Annotated in this window: 17 protein-coding genes; 12 read left to right on the top strand and 5 right to left on the bottom strand. The window is 73.1% G+C overall.

Translation table 11 applies throughout. The features are described 5' to 3' along the window. The first annotated feature begins 41 nt into the window (after positions 1–41). Both OP04_RS32770 and OP04_RS32765 read left to right on the top strand, forming a co-directional pair. Complete coding sequence (locus OP04_RS32770; protein ID WP_033343749.1) at positions 42–875, top strand: hypothetical protein; 834 nt, start codon at positions 42–44, stop codon at positions 873–875. Beyond that, the gene (locus OP04_RS32765) at positions 875–2,740 is read left to right on the top strand and encodes a hypothetical protein (RefSeq protein WP_157240681.1); all 1,866 of its coding nucleotides are present in this window, start codon (positions 875–877) and stop codon (positions 2,738–2,740) included. Before OP04_RS32770 ends, OP04_RS32765 begins: the two co-directional genes overlap by 1 nt. A gap of 53 nt (positions 2,741–2,793) precedes the next feature. Here OP04_RS32765 and OP04_RS32760 read toward each other — a convergent pair whose 3' ends face one another. Together OP04_RS32760 and OP04_RS32755 are read right to left on the bottom strand one after the other, a co-directional pair. Then, the gene (locus OP04_RS32760; protein WP_033343747.1) at positions 2,794–3,990 is read right to left on the bottom strand and encodes an acyl-CoA reductase; all 1,197 of its coding nucleotides are present in this window, start codon (positions 3,988–3,990) and stop codon (positions 2,794–2,796) included. Beyond that, positions 3,987–5,051, bottom strand: a complete 1,065-nt coding sequence (locus tag OP04_RS32755) for a LuxE/PaaK family acyltransferase (RefSeq protein WP_033343815.1) — start codon at positions 5,049–5,051, stop codon at positions 3,987–3,989. Before OP04_RS32755 ends, OP04_RS32760 begins: the two co-directional genes overlap by 4 nt. A gap of 96 nt (positions 5,052–5,147) precedes the next feature. On the opposite strand from OP04_RS32755, the gene OP04_RS32750 reads away from it, so the two are divergent. Both OP04_RS32750 and OP04_RS32745 read left to right on the top strand, forming a co-directional pair. Continuing rightward, entirely contained in the window at positions 5,148–5,879 is a 732-nt protein-coding gene (locus OP04_RS32750; RefSeq protein ID WP_033343746.1) for a cytidylyltransferase domain-containing protein, read from the top strand. 38 nt (positions 5,880–5,917) lie between these two features. Beyond that, positions 5,918–6,895 (top strand): PseG/SpsG family protein, encoded by a 978-nt coding sequence (locus tag OP04_RS32745; protein ID WP_051799452.1) that lies wholly within the window; start codon positions 5,918–5,920, stop codon positions 6,893–6,895. A 398-nt stretch (positions 6,896–7,293) separates the two neighbouring features. On the opposite strand, the gene OP04_RS32740 is transcribed toward OP04_RS32745, so the two are convergent. Continuing rightward, entirely contained in the window at positions 7,294–7,974 is a 681-nt protein-coding gene (locus tag OP04_RS32740) for a GOLPH3/VPS74 family protein (RefSeq protein WP_033343814.1), read from the bottom strand. A 59-nt stretch (positions 7,975–8,033) separates the two neighbouring features. On the opposite strand from OP04_RS32740, the gene OP04_RS32735 reads away from it, so the two are divergent. Then, entirely contained in the window at positions 8,034–8,525 is a 492-nt protein-coding gene (locus OP04_RS32735) for an NUDIX hydrolase (protein ID WP_085066955.1), read from the top strand. A 337-nt stretch (positions 8,526–8,862) separates the two neighbouring features. Here the strand turns inward: OP04_RS32735 and upp are convergent, their stop codons facing one another. Both upp and OP04_RS32725 read right to left on the bottom strand, forming a co-directional pair. Continuing rightward, positions 8,863–9,495, bottom strand: a complete 633-nt coding sequence (gene upp, locus OP04_RS32730; RefSeq protein ID WP_033343743.1) for a uracil phosphoribosyltransferase — start codon at positions 9,493–9,495, stop codon at positions 8,863–8,865. Next, positions 9,476–10,924 carry a glycosyltransferase gene (locus OP04_RS32725; RefSeq protein ID WP_198154055.1) on the bottom strand — a complete coding sequence of 483 codons (1,449 nt, stop codon included), beginning with the start codon at positions 10,922–10,924 and terminating at the stop codon, positions 9,476–9,478. Before OP04_RS32725 ends, upp begins: the two co-directional genes overlap by 20 nt. 120 nt (positions 10,925–11,044) lie before the next feature. Between OP04_RS32725 and deoC the strand changes: the two genes are divergently transcribed. The 7 genes from deoC (at position 11,045) to cydD (ending at position 17,977) form a co-directional block, all read left to right on the top strand. After that, complete coding sequence (gene deoC, locus OP04_RS32720) at positions 11,045–11,983, top strand: deoxyribose-phosphate aldolase (protein WP_033343741.1); 939 nt, start codon at positions 11,045–11,047, stop codon at positions 11,981–11,983. A 5-nt stretch (positions 11,984–11,988) separates the two neighbouring features. Next, entirely contained in the window at positions 11,989–13,425 is a 1,437-nt protein-coding gene (locus OP04_RS32715; protein ID WP_033343740.1) for an aldehyde dehydrogenase family protein, read from the top strand. A gap of 130 nt (positions 13,426–13,555) precedes the next feature. After that, positions 13,556–14,359, top strand: a complete 804-nt coding sequence (locus OP04_RS32710) for an aldehyde dehydrogenase family protein (protein WP_033343813.1) — start codon at positions 13,556–13,558, stop codon at positions 14,357–14,359. A gap of 34 nt (positions 14,360–14,393) precedes the next feature. Further along, on the top strand, positions 14,394–14,927 hold the full coding sequence (locus tag OP04_RS32705; protein WP_051799441.1) for a Uma2 family endonuclease: 534 nt from the start codon (positions 14,394–14,396) through the stop codon (positions 14,925–14,927). 34 nt (positions 14,928–14,961) lie between these two features. Then, on the top strand, positions 14,962–15,333 hold the full coding sequence (locus OP04_RS32700) for a BlaI/MecI/CopY family transcriptional regulator (RefSeq protein WP_051799440.1): 372 nt from the start codon (positions 14,962–14,964) through the stop codon (positions 15,331–15,333). Next, the gene (locus OP04_RS32695) at positions 15,330–16,235 is read left to right on the top strand and encodes a M56 family metallopeptidase (RefSeq protein ID WP_033343739.1); all 906 of its coding nucleotides are present in this window, start codon (positions 15,330–15,332) and stop codon (positions 16,233–16,235) included. Before OP04_RS32700 ends, OP04_RS32695 begins: the two co-directional genes overlap by 4 nt. An 83-nt stretch (positions 16,236–16,318) precedes the next feature. Further along, a complete protein-coding gene (gene cydD, locus OP04_RS32690; RefSeq protein ID WP_033343738.1) occupies positions 16,319–17,977 on the top strand; it encodes a thiol reductant ABC exporter subunit CydD in 1,659 nt (552 codons plus the stop codon). The last annotated feature ends 180 nt before the right edge of the window (positions 17,978–18,157 follow it).

The raw sequence follows: 18,157 nt of genomic DNA, 5'->3' as shown, positions 1-18,157 counted from the left end.
GGAAACGTCGCCGTCGAGCCCCGGGAGCTGTGGGCCACCCCATGCATCATGCGAACTACTACTACGGGCATGCGCACGTGCTCGCCCGGTACTGCGGCCTCACCGATCCGGCGCACCCGCCGCGGATGCTCGGATATCTGCAGCACGGCTGGAACATCGGGGACGGGATGGCGCCGGGCGTGCCGCTCGTGGACGGCAGCCCGATGTTCGTCTGGTCCGAGGAGACCCGCCGCCGGTCGGTCTCCCAGGGCCGCCGCAACGTGCTGGCGATCGGGGCCCCGTTCGCGTACCTGACCGAGATGACGCCGGATGCGGGCGCGCCCCGGGAGGGCACGATCTTCTACCCGTTCCACGGGTGGGAGGGACAGCAGGTCATGGGCGACCACCAGCGCCTGATCGACGAGGTGAGGTCCGTTGAGGACGGTCCGGTCACGGTCTGTCTCTACTGGAACGAGCACCGCGTCCGCGGCATCCGCCGGCTCTACGAGAAGGCCGGCTTCCGGGTGATCTGCCACGGCTACCGCGGGTTCTGGTGGCGTGACCACGACCGTGAGTTCCTCGGCCGTCAGCTCGCGGAGCTGCGCCGGCACCGCCGGGTCGTGTCGAATCGGCTGTGCAGCGCGATCTGGTACGGCCTGCTGGCCGGCTGCGACGCGGCCGTCTACGGCGACCCGATGGTGCTGGAGGACGGCGACCTGACGTTCGGCGGCGAGCCCCGGCTGCGCCGCCAGTGGCCCGAGGTCTACGGCTACGCCACCGACCGGGAGACCTGCCGGGCGCTCGCCCGCCGGGAACTCGGCGCCGACAACCTGGCCCGGCCGATGGAGTTGCGCAACGCGCTCGGCTGGGCCGAGCCCCTGGAGAGGTGCGCCTGATGTCCGACCGTCCCGCCGCCCTGCTGCCCGAGCCGGCCCACGCCGCGCCGGAGCCGCCGATCCCGGGCCAGGTGAACCCGGCCGCGGCCGTGCTGACGAACCTGATCCGGATCGGCGACGAGATGTTCGCCTGGTCCGACGCGGTGACCGGGTACAGCGGCGCGCTCCGGCACCTGGTGCGCACGCTGATCGCCGGGCCCGGCACGCACGCGCTGATCGCCGGCCCGCACCACGACGAGATGATCACCTCGCTGGTGGACTCCGGCGCGGAGGTGACCTGCCTGGTCCGCTCGCTGCGCGACGCGGAGGCGCTGGCGCTGCGGTTCCCCGCGGTCGGCGTGCTCTGCGGCAGCGCGTCCCGGCTCGGCCCGGCCCACCGGTACGACCTGGTCGTCTGCCTGGACGGCCTGGACCGGCTGAACTCGGCCGAGGGCACGCCGCTCACCGACGACCAGCTGCTGGCCACGCTCGCGAAGGCGGTCACGCCGGACGGCACGCTGGTGCTGCGGCACGAGAACCCGCTCGGCATCCACACCGCGGTCGAGCTGGACCCGGGCGCGCGCGAACGCGCGGACTCCGCCTGGTATCCGCCGGGCTCGTCCGCGGACCGGCCCGCGTCGCTGTCCGAGCTGACCGCCCGGCTGGCCATCTTCGGGTTGCACGCCACGGCCGGCTACGCCGCGTTCCCGCTGCCCGCGCACCCGTCCGTGCTGGTCGGGCCCGGTCTGCTCGGCGAGGTGGGCGCGCCGCTGCGCGGGCCGTTGCAGGCGGTGCTGGCGCGCGCGTACACGGACGCGTACCGGGACTCGCCGGTGCTCAGCGACCCGCGCCGGATCGCCGGCCGGGCCCTGCGCGCGGGCGCGGAGGCGGTGCTGGCCCCGGCCTGGGTGACGGTGTCGCGCGCGTCCGGCGAGGTGCCGTCGCACGCGCTGCTGGCCGGCGACGCGGACGGGCCGCACGCGTACACGCTGACGCCCGCGGACTGGGGCGCGACCGCGACCACGCTGGTCCCGGCGGACGAGACGGCCGTGCGCGGCGGCTTGCGACGGGTGAACGGCGCGTTCCCCGTCGCCACGGGCGTGGTGCTGGAGGAGCGCCTGTTCGGGCTGTGCGCGTCCGCGGACCTGCCCGGCCTGCGCACCGAACTGTGCCGGCTGGCCGCCTGGCTGGACGGGCACGCCCGGGACGGACTGGTGACCGGGCCGATGGCGCTGGCCGACGCCGGTGAGCTGCTGGACGACGGCACCCAGCTGGGCCTGGCGCCGCCGCGCTGGTCGCCGGAGCAGCCGGTCGCGGCCGGCACCGTGCTGACCCGGATCGCATGGCGGTTCGCGGCGCGGCTGATCACCTCCGGCCAGCCGCACCCGTGGCCGGTGACCAGCAGCGCGACCGACCTGGCCGGGCTGCTGCTCGGCATGATCGACCGGCCGTTGCGCGAGGACTCGCTGCGCGCCGCGCTGGAGCTGGAGCTGGACCTGACCGGGCTGCCGCTGCCGGACCGGGACACCCGCCGCCGGGAACTGCTGGCGATCGCGCCGGGCGCGGCCACGATCGACGTGCCCGGCTACCGCGAGCTGGCCGAGGCGCTCTGGCGGCAGCGCTACCAGGCGAGCCACCTGCTGGCGCAGATGACCTGGACCGAGCAGATCATCCGCTCCCGCGACCTGCACCTGTCCAAGATGGACTGGGAGATCCAGCTGTACCGCAGGTCGTGGCCGGGCCGCTTCCTGATGGTCGCGCGAAGCGGCTACAAACTGGTCCGCAACGACACCCGCAAGCTCTCCAAGAAGATCGGCAAGCGCCGCGCCGCCGCCCGCCGCGCCAAGCGCGACCTCAACTTCCCGGAGCCGGGCGAAGTGATTTGATACGTGCCCCGGCCGGTCTCTCGAAAGATCAAGACCGGCCGGGGGTACGGTCCTCAGCCGCGGATCGTGGTCCGGGTGGTGAACTCCTCCAGCAGGTCGTGGCCGTCCCAGACCGGGGCGAAGGAGAGCGCCTGACCGAACGGCACGATCCGGTCCAGCCCGCGGCCGGGCACCGCCTCCACCAGGCCGCGCAGCTCACCCGCACCGAAGCCGAAGTGGCTCAGCGTCTGGTCGCGCGGCGTGATCAGCGGCGCGAGGTCGCGCAGCGCGTCCAGCCGGGCCACCGCGACCACGCCCGTGCCCAGCCACCCGCGCGGCGGCTCGCCCGCGTCGGCCAGCCGCAGCCAGGCCAGCTCGTTGCTCGGGAACCGCACGCCGGTCGCGCGGCCGTCCGCGGCCAGGCCGTACGCGCGGACCCGCTTCTCCACGGCCATCGCGGCGTCGACCGTCCACCCACGACGGGCCACGGCGTCGGCCAGCTCGCGCCGGAAGCTCTCCAGCGCCTTCTTCACGTCCGCCGGCGTGCCGGTCACGTAGAGCGCGCGCGGCGACGAGCAGGCCGCCTGGTCGAACCAGTAGACGTCGTTCGCGTAGCCGTCCGCGGCCGTGCGCCGGGCGTCGTCGCCGGCGGCCAGCCAGCCGGTCGCGGAGAGCGCGGCGAACGACGACCGGTCCGGGAACGTCAGGTCGCGGGCGAGCGGGCTCAGCGGGAAACGCCGCAGCTCGGTCACGCTGGCGTCGCCGCCCCAGAGCACGCGCAGGTCGCAGGCGGCGGAGAGCTCCGCGGTGACCGCGTCGTCCCGGCCGTAGGCGACCATCCGCTGGGTGCGGGCGATCACCGGGTCCGCGTCCGCGAGCGCGTCGTTCAGCGCGGCCAGCACCGCGTCGGCCGCACCGGCGGACCGGCGGGACAGGCGCACCACGTTGCGGTTGCCGGCCAGCGCGCTGAGCGCCCAGGAGTAGACGAACACGGTGTCCACATTGGCCGGTGGCACGTGGAAGATCAGGCCGCGCGGACGGCGTACCGTGTGCTGGTCTGTTTTCCGCAGGGTTTCGGCGGTGCGGGCAAGCTCGGCGCGGCGCAGGAAGAAGCCGAGCGACCCCAGCTCCGGGTGGGCGCGCGCCACGGACGGCGCGAGCAGCCGCGCGGAGAGCGCGCCGAGGAAGCGGACCACGCGCGGATCACCCACGGTCAGCGCGTCGGCCGAGGGCAGCAGGCCGATGGCCCCGGCCGGGAAACGGACGGTCATCGCGCGGCCCTCCCCTGCGCCGGCACGGCGTAGACGTCGCTGCAGCCCCGGGCCTCCGCGCGCGGCAGCCGGCCGATCACCTCGAACCGTTTACCCGGCCAGGCGCCGTCGTCCACGCCGTGGATCACGCCCAGATCCTCGGTGAGCAGGACGTTCCCCGGGTAGGAGGTGGGCAGCGTGCTGATCAGCTCGATCAGGCCCGGCTCGCCCGGCGGCAGCACGGCCCAGGTCCGCGGGTCCCGGATGATCACGTCGGCGAAGTCCGGGCAGTAGAGACCGCCACCGTCCGGCCCCTCCAGGAAGACCGTGCCGATCTGCTCGACCATGCCGTAGAAATTGTGGATCCTGGTCAGGCCGGTGTCCCGGGTGAAACGCTCGCGGAACTCGGCCGGTGAGACCGCGAGGTCCTGCAGCTTCTTCCAGCCGCCGGAGTGGACCAGAATGCCGTTGCCCAGGTCCCAGCCATGATCGCGGGCAAGCTCGTAGAGGTGCTGCCACACCATGAACGTGAACCCGAAGATCAAAAACGGTTGACCACCATTTTTCCGGATAAATGCCTCAATAGTGGTGTGGTCCGGGACGCCGTCCGCGTCCAGCGCCCACGCGTGGTCCCGGCCGAAGCCCATCATGCCGAGCACGCCCGCACCCCGCGCGCTGAACGTGCGCCGGTCGGCCAGGATCGCCCTCGTGTCGACCAGCAGCATCGGCAGCCGGTGCGGGCCGAGCACGGTCTGCATGGTGCGCGACAGCATCCGGCTCTGCGCGGCGGCCGCGTGCTGGTCCAGGAAGATCCGGCTCGGCTCGCCGGTGGTGCCGCTGCTGGTCAGCGTCTTGAACACGGCCTCGTCCGGGATGCTCTTCAGCGCGTGCGTCTTGAACATCCGCACCGGCAGCCAGGGCAGCGCGTCCAGGCTGCGGTAATCCCGGTCCGGCCCGTGCCCGGTCGCGTCCAGGATCCTGCGGTACGGCGGGCAGCCCGCCCGATGCGCCGTCAGCCGCGCGGCGACCTCCGGCAGCAGTCGCTCCTCCTTGGCCGGCTGCGTCAGCCGGAAGACGCCCAGGGTGTCGATCGACACGCGGTCACCCCCGCCCCTCCTGCTCGTTTGACGTGCGGGCCGATCGGCCCTTTCCGGACAACGAGAGCGGGAGCGGCACGGATGCGGATCGTGGGAATCGTCCAGGCGCGGATGGGCTCCGAACGGCTGCCCGGCAAGGTGCTGCGCCCGCTCGGCGACCGCAGCGTCCTCGGCTGGGTGATCCGCGCCGCCCGAGCAGCCGACTGCCTGGACGACCTGGTCGTGGCCACCAGCGACCGCCCCGAGGACGCCGCCGTCGCCGCCGAGTGCGATCACCTGGGGGTACGTGTGTTCCGTGGCCCCGCGGAGGACGTGCTGACCCGGTTCGTGGGCGCGGTGCCGCTGCAGGGCGACATCGGCGCCGTGATGCGGTTCAACGCGGACTGCCCGCTGCTCGACCCCGCCGTGATCCGCACCGCGGTGCGGCACTTCGCGGCCTCGCCCGGCCTCGACTACCTGAGCACGTCGCTGCACCGGGTGCTGCCGCTCGGCACGGACGTGGAGATCGTCTCGGTGGACGCGCTGCGCCGCGCGGACCGGCTGGCGACCGGCTTTCACCGCACGCACGTCACGTCGTACGTCTACACCCATCCGGAGGACTTCAACGTCACCGGCATCGCACTTCCCCCGGACCGCTCCGGCCTGCGCGTCACGCTCGACACGATCGAGGACTGGCGGCTGATCGAGGCCGTGGTCGCGCACTTCGGCGACCGGATCGTGCCGGTCGCCGAGCTGTCCGCCTGGCTCGACGCGAACCCGGACGTGCGCGCGCTCAACGGCACGGTCCGGCAGAAGGCGCTGGCCGACCGGTGACCGTCGCGGTCGGCCTGCGGTGCGACGCCGGCGCCGCGATGGGCGTCGGGCACCTGGTCCGCTGCCTGGCACTGGCGGAGGAGCTGCTCGGGCGCGGTATCCAGGTGGCGCTGCTCGGCGACGTGGGCACGGTGCCGTGGACCGCCGCCGAGATCGACCGGCTCGGGCTGCCGGTGATCGCCGCACCCGCCGCACCCGGCGCGCTGGCGATGACCGCCCGGCGGCTCGGCCTGGACGCCGTGGTGATCGACTCCTACGTCACGAACCCCGGCTGCGCGGCCGCGCTGCGCGAGGAGGGCATCGTGGTGCTGGCGATCGTCGACGGCGACGCGCGCGGGCAGGCCGCAGACCTCTACCTGGACCAGAACCTGGGCGCCGAGCTGACCCCGGCCCCCCTGCCGCCCAGCGCTTCCCGGCTGGCCGGGCTGCCGTACGTGCTGCTCCGCGACTCGGTCCGGTCCCGCCGCCCCGCCACGCCCCGGCCGCCGCACGCCGGTGGGCCGCCGTCCGTGGTCTGCTTCTTCGGCGGCACCGATCCGGCCGGGGCCGCGCCGGTGCTGGCCGGCATGCTGGCCGCGACCGGCGTCCCGCTGCACGCCACCGTGGTCACGCCGTCCACGTCGACGGTCGCGCCCGCGCCCGGCCAGACGTTCCGCTTCGTGCCGAACACGCCGGAGCTGCCCGCGCTGCTCGACGGCGCCGACCTGGTGCTGTGCGCGGCCGGCACGTCCACCTGGGAGCTGCTCTGCCTGGGCGTCTGCCCCGCCCTGATCATGGTCGCGGACAACCAGCGGCTCGGCTACGACGCGATGCTGGCGGCCGGGCTCGGCTTCGGCCTGGGCCGGGTCGCCGACCTGCCGTCGCCGCCCGCGATCGCGACGCTGCACGAGGCGCTGACCTCCCCGGAGCGGCGGCACGCACTGGCCGCCCGGGGCTGGGCCGAGGTCGACGGCGAGGGCCGGGTCCGGGCCGCGGACGCGCTGCTGGCGGCCGTTGCCGCACGCCCGGCACGATGATCCGCTCGCGACCCCGGGCGGCAGTCCTCGCGTCAGGCTTTGCTCTGCTTACCTGGACAAACCGCCCATGCCCCGCCGGCCCCGCCCACCGCTTCGCTCTGCGTGGGCGACCGGCAACCGGGCGGCGAGGCCCAGGCACCGCCGGCAAACGAACCTCGGCCTGCCGCGCCAGCCGCGAGGCCGCTATTTACCGAAATTTCGGGCACGGAGTGCCCGCTGATCGCCGCCGGACCGGACCTCCGACGCCGCCGGACCGGGCCCCCGATGCCGCCGGACCGGGCCCCCGATGCCGGAGGCTCCACGTCAAGAGAACGCCCATCACCCGAGTGCCCGGTGAGGACGGGCACGGAGCGGGCAGACGAGCCCCGATCCGTACCCTCTGGGGCTGATTTTGATCTTCAGGCGCGGGCGCCGAGGGCCTGGCTGATGGCGCGGCCGAGGGCGGCGATGACCAGCGAGATGCTGGGGCGGATCGTGGATTCCTCCATGCTGATGCCGCCGCCGAAGCCGGCACCGGCCGAGATCTCCTCAAGCCGCTTGTGGGCCTGCTCCAGCGCATCGCTGTCCAGGTGCAGCGTCGGCTCCATCCGGGCGGCGGCGAGCAGCGTGGCCAGCGCGGCGGTGCGCTCGTCCGGCACGGACTGGCCGGTGAGCGCGTCGGCCAGGCGCGCGCGGATCGCGGCCTCGTGGCTGCGGTCGGCGGTCGGGTAGCGGTGCAGGTGGATCACGCCGCCCATCGCGGTCTCGTCCACGTCGCGGACCACGCCGCGCTCGACCAGGTCGGCCAGGACCTTGTCGCGCAGGCCGTGGCGCAGGCGCTGCAGCCAGGACGCGGCCGCGTGCGGCGTGTCCGAGTCGATCTTCGCGAGCACCGCGTCCAGGATCGGGTCACCGACCGGGGTGTTGTCCTTCACCACGAGCATGTCGGCCGACATCGTCAGGCGGCCCACCAGCGCCAGCTCCACCAGGATCGCCGCGGCCATGCCGAGGTCGAGCGCGATCCGGGACCCGACCGCGCGCCCCGACTCGTCGTCGTACGCCAGGACCAGCAATTCCTCGGGCAACGTAATGGGAGCCATGGCCATGACCATAGTGGCCGCCCCCAAGGCGACGGTAGTGGCTGGATAGGGTGAGCACGGTGCACGCCATCATCGCCACGCTCGGCTACGTCTTCTCGCCCGACCAGCGTGAAATCCTCATGATCAGACGCGATGCGCGCCCGGACGACGTGCATTTCGGCTACTACAACGGCCTCGGCGGCAAGCTCGAACCGGACGAGGACGTGGTGTCCGGAATGCGACGCGAGATCCGCGAGGAGGCCGCGATCACCTGTGACAGCCTGGACCTGGCCGGCACGATCTCCTGGCCCGGCTTCGGCCGCAACGGGGAGAACTGGTTCGGTTTCGTCTTCCGGATCACCGCCTGGTCCGGCACGCCGCTGACCTCCAACCCCGAGGGCACGCTGGTCTGGACGCCGGTCGCGGACGTGCTGGCCGGCGCCGTGCCCATGCGGGAGAGCGACCGGCACTTCCTGCCGCTGGTCTTCGCCGAGAAACCCCAGGTCTTCCACGGCATCATGCCGTTCTCCGCGGGCCGCGCCCTCTCCTGGGACTACTCCACGACCGCCTGAAACCCCAAGATCAAAAGCCCGCCACGGTACGCCCGGGGCGCCCCACGATCCGCTCCGGGCCCGTCTGCTCGCCGGGCCGGTGCGGGCGGTCAGCGGCCCGGTCGAGCTTCCGGCGCCGGAGCCCGGTCCGGGAGTTGCGCCGCGGCCCTGTCGAGTTCCCGGTCCGGACGCGCTGCGCCCGAAATTTCGGGAAATAGCGGTCCGGATGACGTGACGGGTCGGGTACGGGCCCTCTGTGCCTGAAATATCACCCTATGGTGGACGATCGCTATCACGCCGACGTCGGAGGCGAGACCGGCGTCCGGCGGGCCGCACGGGCACCGCCGGACGGGGCGGCTCAGAAGCGGGGCATGCCGCCGAACTGACGGTCGCCGGCGTCGCCGAGGCCGGGCACGATGAACATGTGCTCGTTGAGCCGGTCGTCGATCGAGGCCGTGACCAGGCGCAACGGCAGGCCCGAGGTGCGCAGGCGCTCGATGCCGGGCGGCGCGGCCAGCACGCAGATGACCACGATCTCGGTGCAGCCGCGGTCGGTCAGCAGGCGGCAGCAGTGCTCCAGCGAGCCGCCGGTGGCCAGCATCGGGTCGAGGACCAGCACCGGGTGGCCGGTGAGGTCGACCGGGAGCGACTCCATGTACGCCCGCGGCGCGAACGTCTTCTCGTCCCGCGCCAGCCCCACGAAGCCCATCGACGACTCCGGGAGCAGCGCCAGTGCCGAGTCCGCCATGCCGAGCCCGGCGCGCAGCACCGGGACGATCAGCGGCGGCTTGGCGAGCCGGGTGCCCGAGGTCGGCGCCACCGGCGTCTCCACCGGGAAATTCTCGACGTCGAAGGTGCGCGCGGCCTCGTACACGAGCATGGTGGTGAGCTCGGTGAGGGCCGCGCGGAACGTGGCCGAGTCGGTGCGCGCGTCGCGCATCGCGGTCAGCCGGGACTGGGCAAGGGGATGATCAACGACGAGTACGTCCACGGTCGTTCAACCTACCGGCAGCGGCGCCGGCGAACGAGTAGACCTCACACATCGTCTCCGCGTAGGCCGCCGGCGTGTGCCGGGCCGCCTTCTCCGCCGCGGCCTCGCCGATGCTCCGCGCGACCTCCGGCGCGTCGAGCAGCGAGACGACCGCGTCCGCGAAACCGCCCGCGTCCGGCGAGGCGAGCTTCGCGGCACCGCCGAGCGGGCCCTGCGCGTGCAGCACCTCGTCGCACATGACCGCGGGCACCCTGGCCAGCGCGGCCTCCTGCAGCACCAGCGCCTGCGTGTCGGACAGCGACGGGAAGACGAAGATCTCGGCGGCACCGTACGCGGCCGCGACCACGTGCGACGGCTGCTCGCCGACGACGGTGATCCGCGCGGCCGCGGCCGGGCCCACGTCCTCCAGCAGCGACGTCAGCCAGCGGCGGTCGAAGATCGCGCCGACCAGCACCAGCCGGGCCTCGGGGTTGCGGGCCACGATCGTGCGGAACGACTCGATCAGCAGGTCGACGCCCTTCTCCCGGTTGACCCGGCCGACGAAGAGCAGCACCCGGTCGGCGTCGGCGATGCCGTGCTCGGCCTTGAACGCGGCGACCGCGTCGTCGGTGGTGGGCCGTGCGGCCACCCCGGTCGGGACCAGGAAGATCCGCTCGTCCGGGACGGGCAGCGTGATCCGGTTCAGCGCGGCGCGGGTGGGCACGATGACCGCGTCCGCGTCGCCGAGCAGCAGCCGGTTGTAGCCGTCCACGGCCGTGTGCCGGAGGCTGACCGCGCGCTCCTCGGTGAACGACCCGAACGTGCCGACCGGCGCGGGACGCCGCCCGGCCGCGCGGCGGGCCACGCTGGCGGCCCGTCCCGCCACGCTCGCGGCGCCGCTGGCTGCCCTGCCTGCCACGATGCGGGTGCGTGCGGCAGCCCGGCGGGCGTAGCGCACCGCGCGCGGGCCGGTGACCTGGATGGTGTGCGACCACGGCACGGGCACGCCGAGCCGGCGCGCGTAGAGCCTGGTCAGCGCGTTGAGCGCGGAGACCGGGACCCGGTACGCGTCCGCGTACGCGTGCAGGTCGGTGTGGTAGGTGTGCACGACCGGCAGCCCGAGCTTGCGGGCCGCGACCACGCCGAGCAGGCCGACCGGGCCGGGCGTGTGCACGTGGACGATGTCCGGCTCGAACGCCGCGATCTCGTCCAGCACGCCGCTGGCGCCGGTCTCCCGCAGCAGCCACGGTGAGAGGCGGAGGTTGGCGACACCGCACGGCAGCGCCCGCAGCGTCAGCAGACCGTCCTCGGCCGTCTGGTCGGGGTGCCGGGGCACGATGGTCATGCCGGGGTGGCCCTGCTCGGCGAGCGCGGAGGTGAGCGTCCTGATGGACGTGATCACGCCGTCGCGGCGGGGCAGGTACGTGTCGGAGAAGTGCACTACTCGCACAGCGAGAGACAATCGGAGCCGCCGGTCAACGTCAAGTGTCAATTACCTCTCAGAACGATGAAACTTGCCGATCCGGTCGTGTTTGATCATGAAACGTGAGACGTGCGTAGACTCCGGGTCATGACGGTTTCACTGGCTGCGCTGGCGGACGTGGCACGCTCGGAGGCCAGCCTGCGTGCGTTCCTGCACGGTCTCCCGGGGGTCGACAAGGTCGGCGCGGAGCAGCGCGCGGCGGCGCTCGGGACCCGTTCGATCAAGACCTCCGCCAAGGCGTGGGCGATTGATCTTTCCATCCGAATGGTGGACCTCACCACGCTGGAAGGCGCGGACACTCCCGGCAAAGTGCGCAATCTGTGCCAGAAGGCGCTGAACCCGGGTCACGGCGCGCCGCGCGTGGCCGCCATCTGCGTCTACCCGTCGATGGTCGCCACCGCGCACGAGGCGCTCCGGGGCTCCGGCGTGCACCTGGCCAGCGTGGCCACCGCGTTCCCGTCCGGCCAGGCCCCGCTGAGCGTGCGGCTGGACGACACCCGGGCCGCGGTCGCGGCCGGCGCGGACGAGATCGACATGGTGATCAACCGGGGCGCGTTCCTCTCCGGCCGCTACACCGAGGTCTTCGAGGAGATCGTCGCGGTCAAGGAGGCGTGCGGCGACGCGCACCTGAAGGTGATCCTGGAGACCGGCGAGCTGGCCACGTACGACAACGTGCGCCGCGCGTCCTGGCTGGCCATGCTGGCCGGCGGCGACTTCATCAAGACCTCCACCGGCAAGGTCCCGGTCGCGGCCACGCCCCCGGTCACGATGATCATGCTGGAGGCGGTCCGCGACTTCCTGGCGCAGACCGGCCGCAAGGTGGGCGTGAAGCCGGCCGGCGGCATCCGCACCACCAAGGACGCGGTCAAGTACCTGGTGCTGGTCAACGAGACGGCCGGCGAGGGCTGGCTGGACCCGGACTGGTTCCGCTTCGGCGCGTCCACCCTGCTCAACGACCTGCTGATGCAACGCAGCAAGCTCGCCACCGGCCACTACGCCGGCCCCGACTACGTCACCCTGGACTGAAGCCAATGGCAGCCTTCGAGTACGCGCCCGCGCCCGAATCCCGGTCGGTCGTCGAGATCAAGCCTTCCTACGGGCTGTTCATCGACGGCGACTTCACCTCCCCTCGCGACGGCGGGGTGATCAAGACGGTGAACCCGGCGACCGAGGAGATCCTGTCCGAGGTCGCCGAGGCCGGCGAGGCGGACGTGGACCGCGCGGTCGCGGCCGCCCGCGCCGCGTTCGCGAACGTCTGGGGCCCGATGCCGGGCGCGGAGCGGGCGAAGTACCTGTTCCGCATCGCCCGGCTGATCCAGGAGCGGGCGCGCGAGCTCGCGGTGCTGGAGACGCTGGACAACGGCAAGCCGATCAAGGAGTCGCGCGACGTCGACGTACCCCTGGTCGCGGCACATTTCTTCTATTACGCCGGATGGGCGGACAAGCTCGGGCATGCCGGGTTCGGTCCGGCGCCGCGCGCGCTGGGTGTGGCCGCGCAGGTCATCCCGTGGAACTTCCCGCTGCTCATGCTGGCCTGGAAGATCGCGCCCGCGCTGGCCGCGGGCAACACGGTCGTGCTCAAGCCGGCCGAGACCACGCCGCTGACCGCGCTGCTGTTCGCGGAGATCTGCCGGCAGGCCGAGCTGCCCGCCGGCGTGGTCAACATCGTCACCGGCGCCGGCGCGACCGGCCGCTACCTGGTGTCGCACCCGGACGTGAACAAGGTCGCGTTCACCGGTTCGACCGGGGTCGGCCGGGAGATCGCCCGCGCGGTGGCCGGCACGTCGAAGAAGCTCACGCTGGAGCTGGGCGGCAAGGCGGCGAACATCGTGTTCGACGACGCGCCGATCTCGCAGGCGGTCGAGGGCATCGTGAACGGGATCTTCTTCAACCAGGGGCACGTGTGCTGCGCCGGGTCCCGGCTGCTGGTGCAGGAGCCGATCGCGGACGAGCTGATCGACGCGCTGAAGCGGCGCATGTCCCAGCTGCGCGTCGGCGACCCGCTGGACAAGAACACGGACGTCGGCGCGATCAACTCGGCCGCGCAGCTGGCACGCATCACGGAGCTGTCCGCCGCGGGCGCCGAGGAAGGCGCCGAGCGGTGGGAGCCGGACTGTGAGCTGCCGTCCCAGGGCTACTGGTTCCGTCCGACGCTGTTCACCGGCGTGTCCCAGTCGCACCGGATCGCGCAGGAGGAGATCTTCGGGCCGGTGCTGTCCGTGCTGACGTTCCGCACGCCGGCCGAGGCGATCGAGAAGGCCAACAACACGCCGTACGGGCTGTCGGCCGGGATCTGGACCGAGAAGGGCTCGCGGATCCTGGCGGTCGCGGACAAGCTCCGGGCCGGCGTGGTCTGGGCCAACACGTTCAACAAGTTCGACCCCACCTCGCCGTTCGGCGGTTACAAGGAGTCCGGATACGGCCGCGAGGGCGGCCGCCACGGCCTGGAGGCGTACCTAGATGTCTGAGCTGACCGGCCAAAACCCGGACGCCGCAACACGAGGCCAAAACCGGGCCTCACGTTCTGAGCTGACCGGCCAAAACCCGGACGCCGCAACGCGAGGCCAAAACCGGGCCTCACGTTCCGGCTCTAGCCGTCTGGCAGTCCGCAAGACCTACAAGCTCTTCATCGGCGGGGCGTTCCCGCGCAGCGAGTCAGGGCGGACCTACGTCGTGAACGACAACAACGTGGCGCTGGCCTCCCGCAAGGATCTCCGGGACGCGGTCGTCGCCGCGCGGAAGGCGTTCCCCGGCTGGTCCGGCGCGACCGCGTACAACCGCGGGCAGGTCGTCTACCGGATCGCCGAGATGGCCGAGGCGCGCCGCAAGGAGTTCAAGTCGCTGGGCGTGCCGTCCGACGAGGTGGACGCCGCGATCGACCGCCTGGTCTGGTACGCCGGCTGGAGCGACAAGATCGCCCAGGTGCTCGGCGGCGCGAACCCGGTGGCCGGCCCGTACCTCAACATCTCCTCCCCGGAACCGACCGGCGTGGTGGGCGTGCTCGCGCCCGCCGACTCCGCGCTGCTCGGCCTGGTCTCCGTGGTCGCGCCCGCGATCGTCACCGGCAACACGGTCGTGGTCCTGGCCGCCGAGGCCCACCCGCTGGTGGCGGTCACGTTCGCCGAGGCGCTGGCCACCTCGGACGTACCCGGTGGCGTGGTCAACCTGCTCACCGGCCGTCCCGCCGAGACCGCCCCCTGGCTCGCCTCGCACGCCGACGTCAACGCGCTCGACCTGGCCGGCGCCGCCACGGACCTGGCCCGCGACCTGGAGATCGCCGCCGCCGGCACGCTCAAGCGCGTCCTCCGCCCCGCCCCCGCCGACTGGCACGCCGACCCCGGTCTCACCCGCCTCACCGCTTTCCTGGAGACGAAGACCGTCTGGCACCCGAAGGGGGTATGACCCGTACCCTTGGGGCAGCGAACGGAGGCTCCTGATGACTACGCTGCATCTGCCTGACGTCGTCGAGGACGGATTCACCGTCGACGATCTTGAGGGTCTTCCTTCTGGGCTGCGTTACGAGGTTCACGACGGGAGGCTTGTCATCATGTCGCCGGCCCGCCTCTGGTACCAACGGATGGCTCGACGGATCGCAAATCTTCTGGAGAAGGCGGGTTACTTCGCCGAAACGGAGGTCGGCGTTCGTCGCACGCCTCGCGACGCCCGCGTGGCGGATGTCGCGGTCTTCAAGGAAGTGCCGAAAGATCTCAACGAGGCCTGGCACAGCCCGACCGTCATCGCGCTCGCCGTGGAGATCTGGTCCCCGTCGTCCGACAGCAAAGACCACGATCTGCGCTGGTACGCCGAACAGAGCATCGCAACCTACTGGCTCGTCGAACCTATCGACGGTGAACAACTCGGCGCTTTGGTGACCATCTACGACCTGGTGCGGGCAGAGTCCGGTAAGGCCACCTATCTCGAACGCGAGAAGACCACGCTTGAGCGGCTCGAACTGGACGGGCCACGCTAGCCGCCTCGTGTACTACGGGCGGTAGGATTGCGGCGTGATACGGCTGGGTGACCTTGAGCGTGCGGTGATGGACGTCCTGTGGGACGGGACGACCGGCGGGGGTCTCACGGTGCGCGACGTGGCGGATGCGCTGTCGGACCGTGGGCTGGCCTACACGACCGTGATGACCGTGCTGGACCGGCTGGCGGGCAAGGGCATGGTGGAGCGCGAGCGCGCGGGCCGGGCCTGGAGCTACCGGGCCGCGGCCGCGCGCGAGGCCTACATCGCGCAGCTCATGCTGGACGCGCTGGACCTGGCGGGCAGCCGGGACGCGGCGCTGGTCCGGTTCGCCCGGTCGGTGAGCGGGACCGAGGCCGAGGTGCTGCGCAGTGCCCTGTCGGACGAGGCCGGAGGCGGACAACAATGATCCACGCGCTGCACTTCGCCGGCGGGGCGCTGCTCGCCTATCTGGCCGCGCGGGTGCTGGCGCGGGCCCGGTGGACCTGGCGGATCCCGCGGGTCGCGATCATCAGCTGGCAGTTCATCGGGCTGGGCTTCGGGCTGAGCGCGATCGGCGTACCCCTGGCGCTCGGTCTTGATCCTTATGACGCCGCGCCCGGGACCGCGCTGCGGTTATTGGCCGCGGACCTGGCCGGCGGGCGGCTCCCGGCCGGGCTCGGCGTCGGGCACCTGGCCGCGATCGCGGTGAGCCTGGGCATCGCCTGCACGCTGGCCGGCACCACGATCAACTCGCTGGTCCGGGCCGTGCGCGCGCAGCGGCGGCACCGGGACCTGCTCTCGCTGGTGGCGCGCGACGATCCGGCCGCGCCCGGCGCGCTGGTGCTCGACCACCCGAGCGCGGCCGCCTACTGCCTGCCCGGCCTGCACCCGCGCGTGGTGGTCAGCGCCGGGACGCTGAGCCTGCTGGATCGCGCGCAGCTGGCCGCGGTGCTGGAGCACGAACGCGCGCACGCGGACGAGCGGCACGACCTGGTGCTGCTGCCGTTCACCGCGCTGTGCCGGGCGCTGCCCTGGGCCGGCTGGCTGCGGGCCGCGGCCGCGATGGTGGCGCTGCTGGTGGAGATGCGCGCGGACGACAGGGCGCTGGACAAGCACGCGGAGGGGCCGCTGGCGTCCGCGCTGCTCCGGTTCGCCACGGCCGGGTCGCGGCTGACGCCGTCCGGCGCGCTGGGCGCGGCCGACCGGGACGTGGAGGCGCGCGTGCACCGGCTGCTGGTGCACGGCCGGCCGGCCAGGTTCCGCGGCGCGGTGGCGCTGGCGGCGGCGACACTGCTGGTCGCGCTGCCGATCTCGCTGTTCCTCGCCTGACGGTCGGCACCGGAATAGTTCCCGGACATGTCGGGTCGAAGGTCACTCGCCGGAGTTCGGCCGACTCTGGTTGACTTACCGCGATGCGCCCGTTCGATCCCCGCCTGCTGAGGCGAGTGCCCGCGACCCGGCGCCACCTCGCCCTGCTGGGCATCTTCGGGGTGGCGGCCGGAGTGCTGATCATCTCGCAGGCGACCGCGCTCGCGGCCGCGCTGACCGCCGCCTGGCAGGGGCGGCTGGACACCACCGCGCTCGCCGCGTTCGTCGTGACCGTCGTGCTGCGCTCCGCCCTGACCTGGGCGCAGGGCGTGGTGGCGGCCCGCAGTGCCGCGACCGTCAAGGCCGCGCTCCGCGCGGAGCTGCTCGGCGCGGTCGGCGCGCGCGGCCCCGGCTGGCTCGGCGGCCAGAAGGCCGGCGAGATCGCCACGCTGGCCGGCCGTGGGCTGGACGCGCTGGACAACTACTTCACCGGATACCTCCCGCAGCTGATCATGGGCGTGACCGTGCCGATCGCGGTGCTGTCCCGGCTCGTCCTCACGGACCTGATCTCCGCGATCACGATCGCCGCGACGCTCCCGCTGATCCCGGTCTTCGGCGCGCTGCTCGGCTGGCAGGCCCAGGCCGCCACCGAACGGCAGTGGCGCCGGCTCTCCATGCTCGGCGGCCACTTCCTCGACATGGTCGCCGGCCTGCCCACGCTGCGCGTCTTCGGCCGCGCGCGGGCCCAGGTCGAGGTGGTCCGGCGGATGGCCGACGGGCACCGGGCCGCGACCATGAAGACGCTGCGCATCGCGTTCCTGTCCGCGCTCGCGCTGGAACTGGTCTCCACGCTCTCCGTCGCGCTGGTCGCGGTGCCGGTCGGGCTCCGGGTGCTGGACGGCGCACTCACGCTGCACGTCGCGCTGCTGTTGCTGCTGCTCGCCCCGGAGGCCTACCTCCCGCTCCGGGCCGCGGGCGCGCGCTTCCACGCCAGCATGGAGGGCCTGACCGCGCTCGACGCCGCGTTCACGCTCTCCGGCCCGCCCGCGTCGGCCGCGATCGGCACGGTCCCGGCGCCCGCGGCCTTCACCGAGATCCGCTTCGAGAACGTCACCGTCGAGTACGACCGCGTGGTCGCGCTCCGGAACGTCTCGCTGACCGTCACCGCCGGTGACCGGATCGCGATCGTCGGCCCGAGCGGCGCCGGCAAGAGCACGCTGCTCGGCCTGCTGCTCGGCTTCGTCACGCCTGCCTCCGGCCGGATCCTCGTCGACGGCACGGACCTGGCCACGCTCGACCCGGAGCAGTGGCGCCGCCGCCTGGCCTGGGTGCCGCAGCAGGCGCACCTGTTCGCGGCCACCATGGCCGACAACATCCGGCTCGGCGCGTCCGCGGCCTCCGACGCGGACGTCACCGCGGCCGCGCGCGCGGCGCTGCTGGACGACGTGGTCGCCGGGCTCCCGGAGGGTCTGCGGACCCGGCTCGGCGAGCGCGGGCACGGCCTCTCCAGCGGGCAGCGGCAGCGGGTCGCGCTGGCGCGCGCGTTCCTCCGCGCGGACGCGCCGTTGCTGCTCCTGGACGAGCCGACCGCACGGCTGGACGGCGCGTCCGAGGCCGCGGTGCTCGACGCCAGCCGACGACTGGTCGTGGGACGCACGGCGCTGCTGGTCGCGCACCGTCCCGCGCTGCTCGGCGAGGCCGGCCGCATCATCCGGATCGAGGACGGGCACCTGACCGAACTGCCCGCGCTGGTGACGACATGACCACAGACCATTCCGCGGGTACGACCGGGGAGGCGGCCGGCTCCGCCGACGACGACGCGGGAGACGGCACGGCGGCGGTGTCACGGGCCGACGCGGGTGGCACCCCGGCTTCGGGCGGCAGCCCGGCCTCGGGCGGCAGCCCGGCCTCGGGCGGCAGCCCGGCCTCGGGCGGCAGCCCGG

The organism is Catenuloplanes japonicus, from assembly GCF_000717135.1.
In the GTDB taxonomy this organism is placed as follows: Bacteria; Actinomycetota; Actinomycetes; order Mycobacteriales; family Micromonosporaceae; genus Catenuloplanes; species Catenuloplanes japonicus.
The sequence above is the reverse complement of the archived record's forward strand: the minus strand, read 5'-3'. Positions and strand labels throughout refer to the sequence as shown.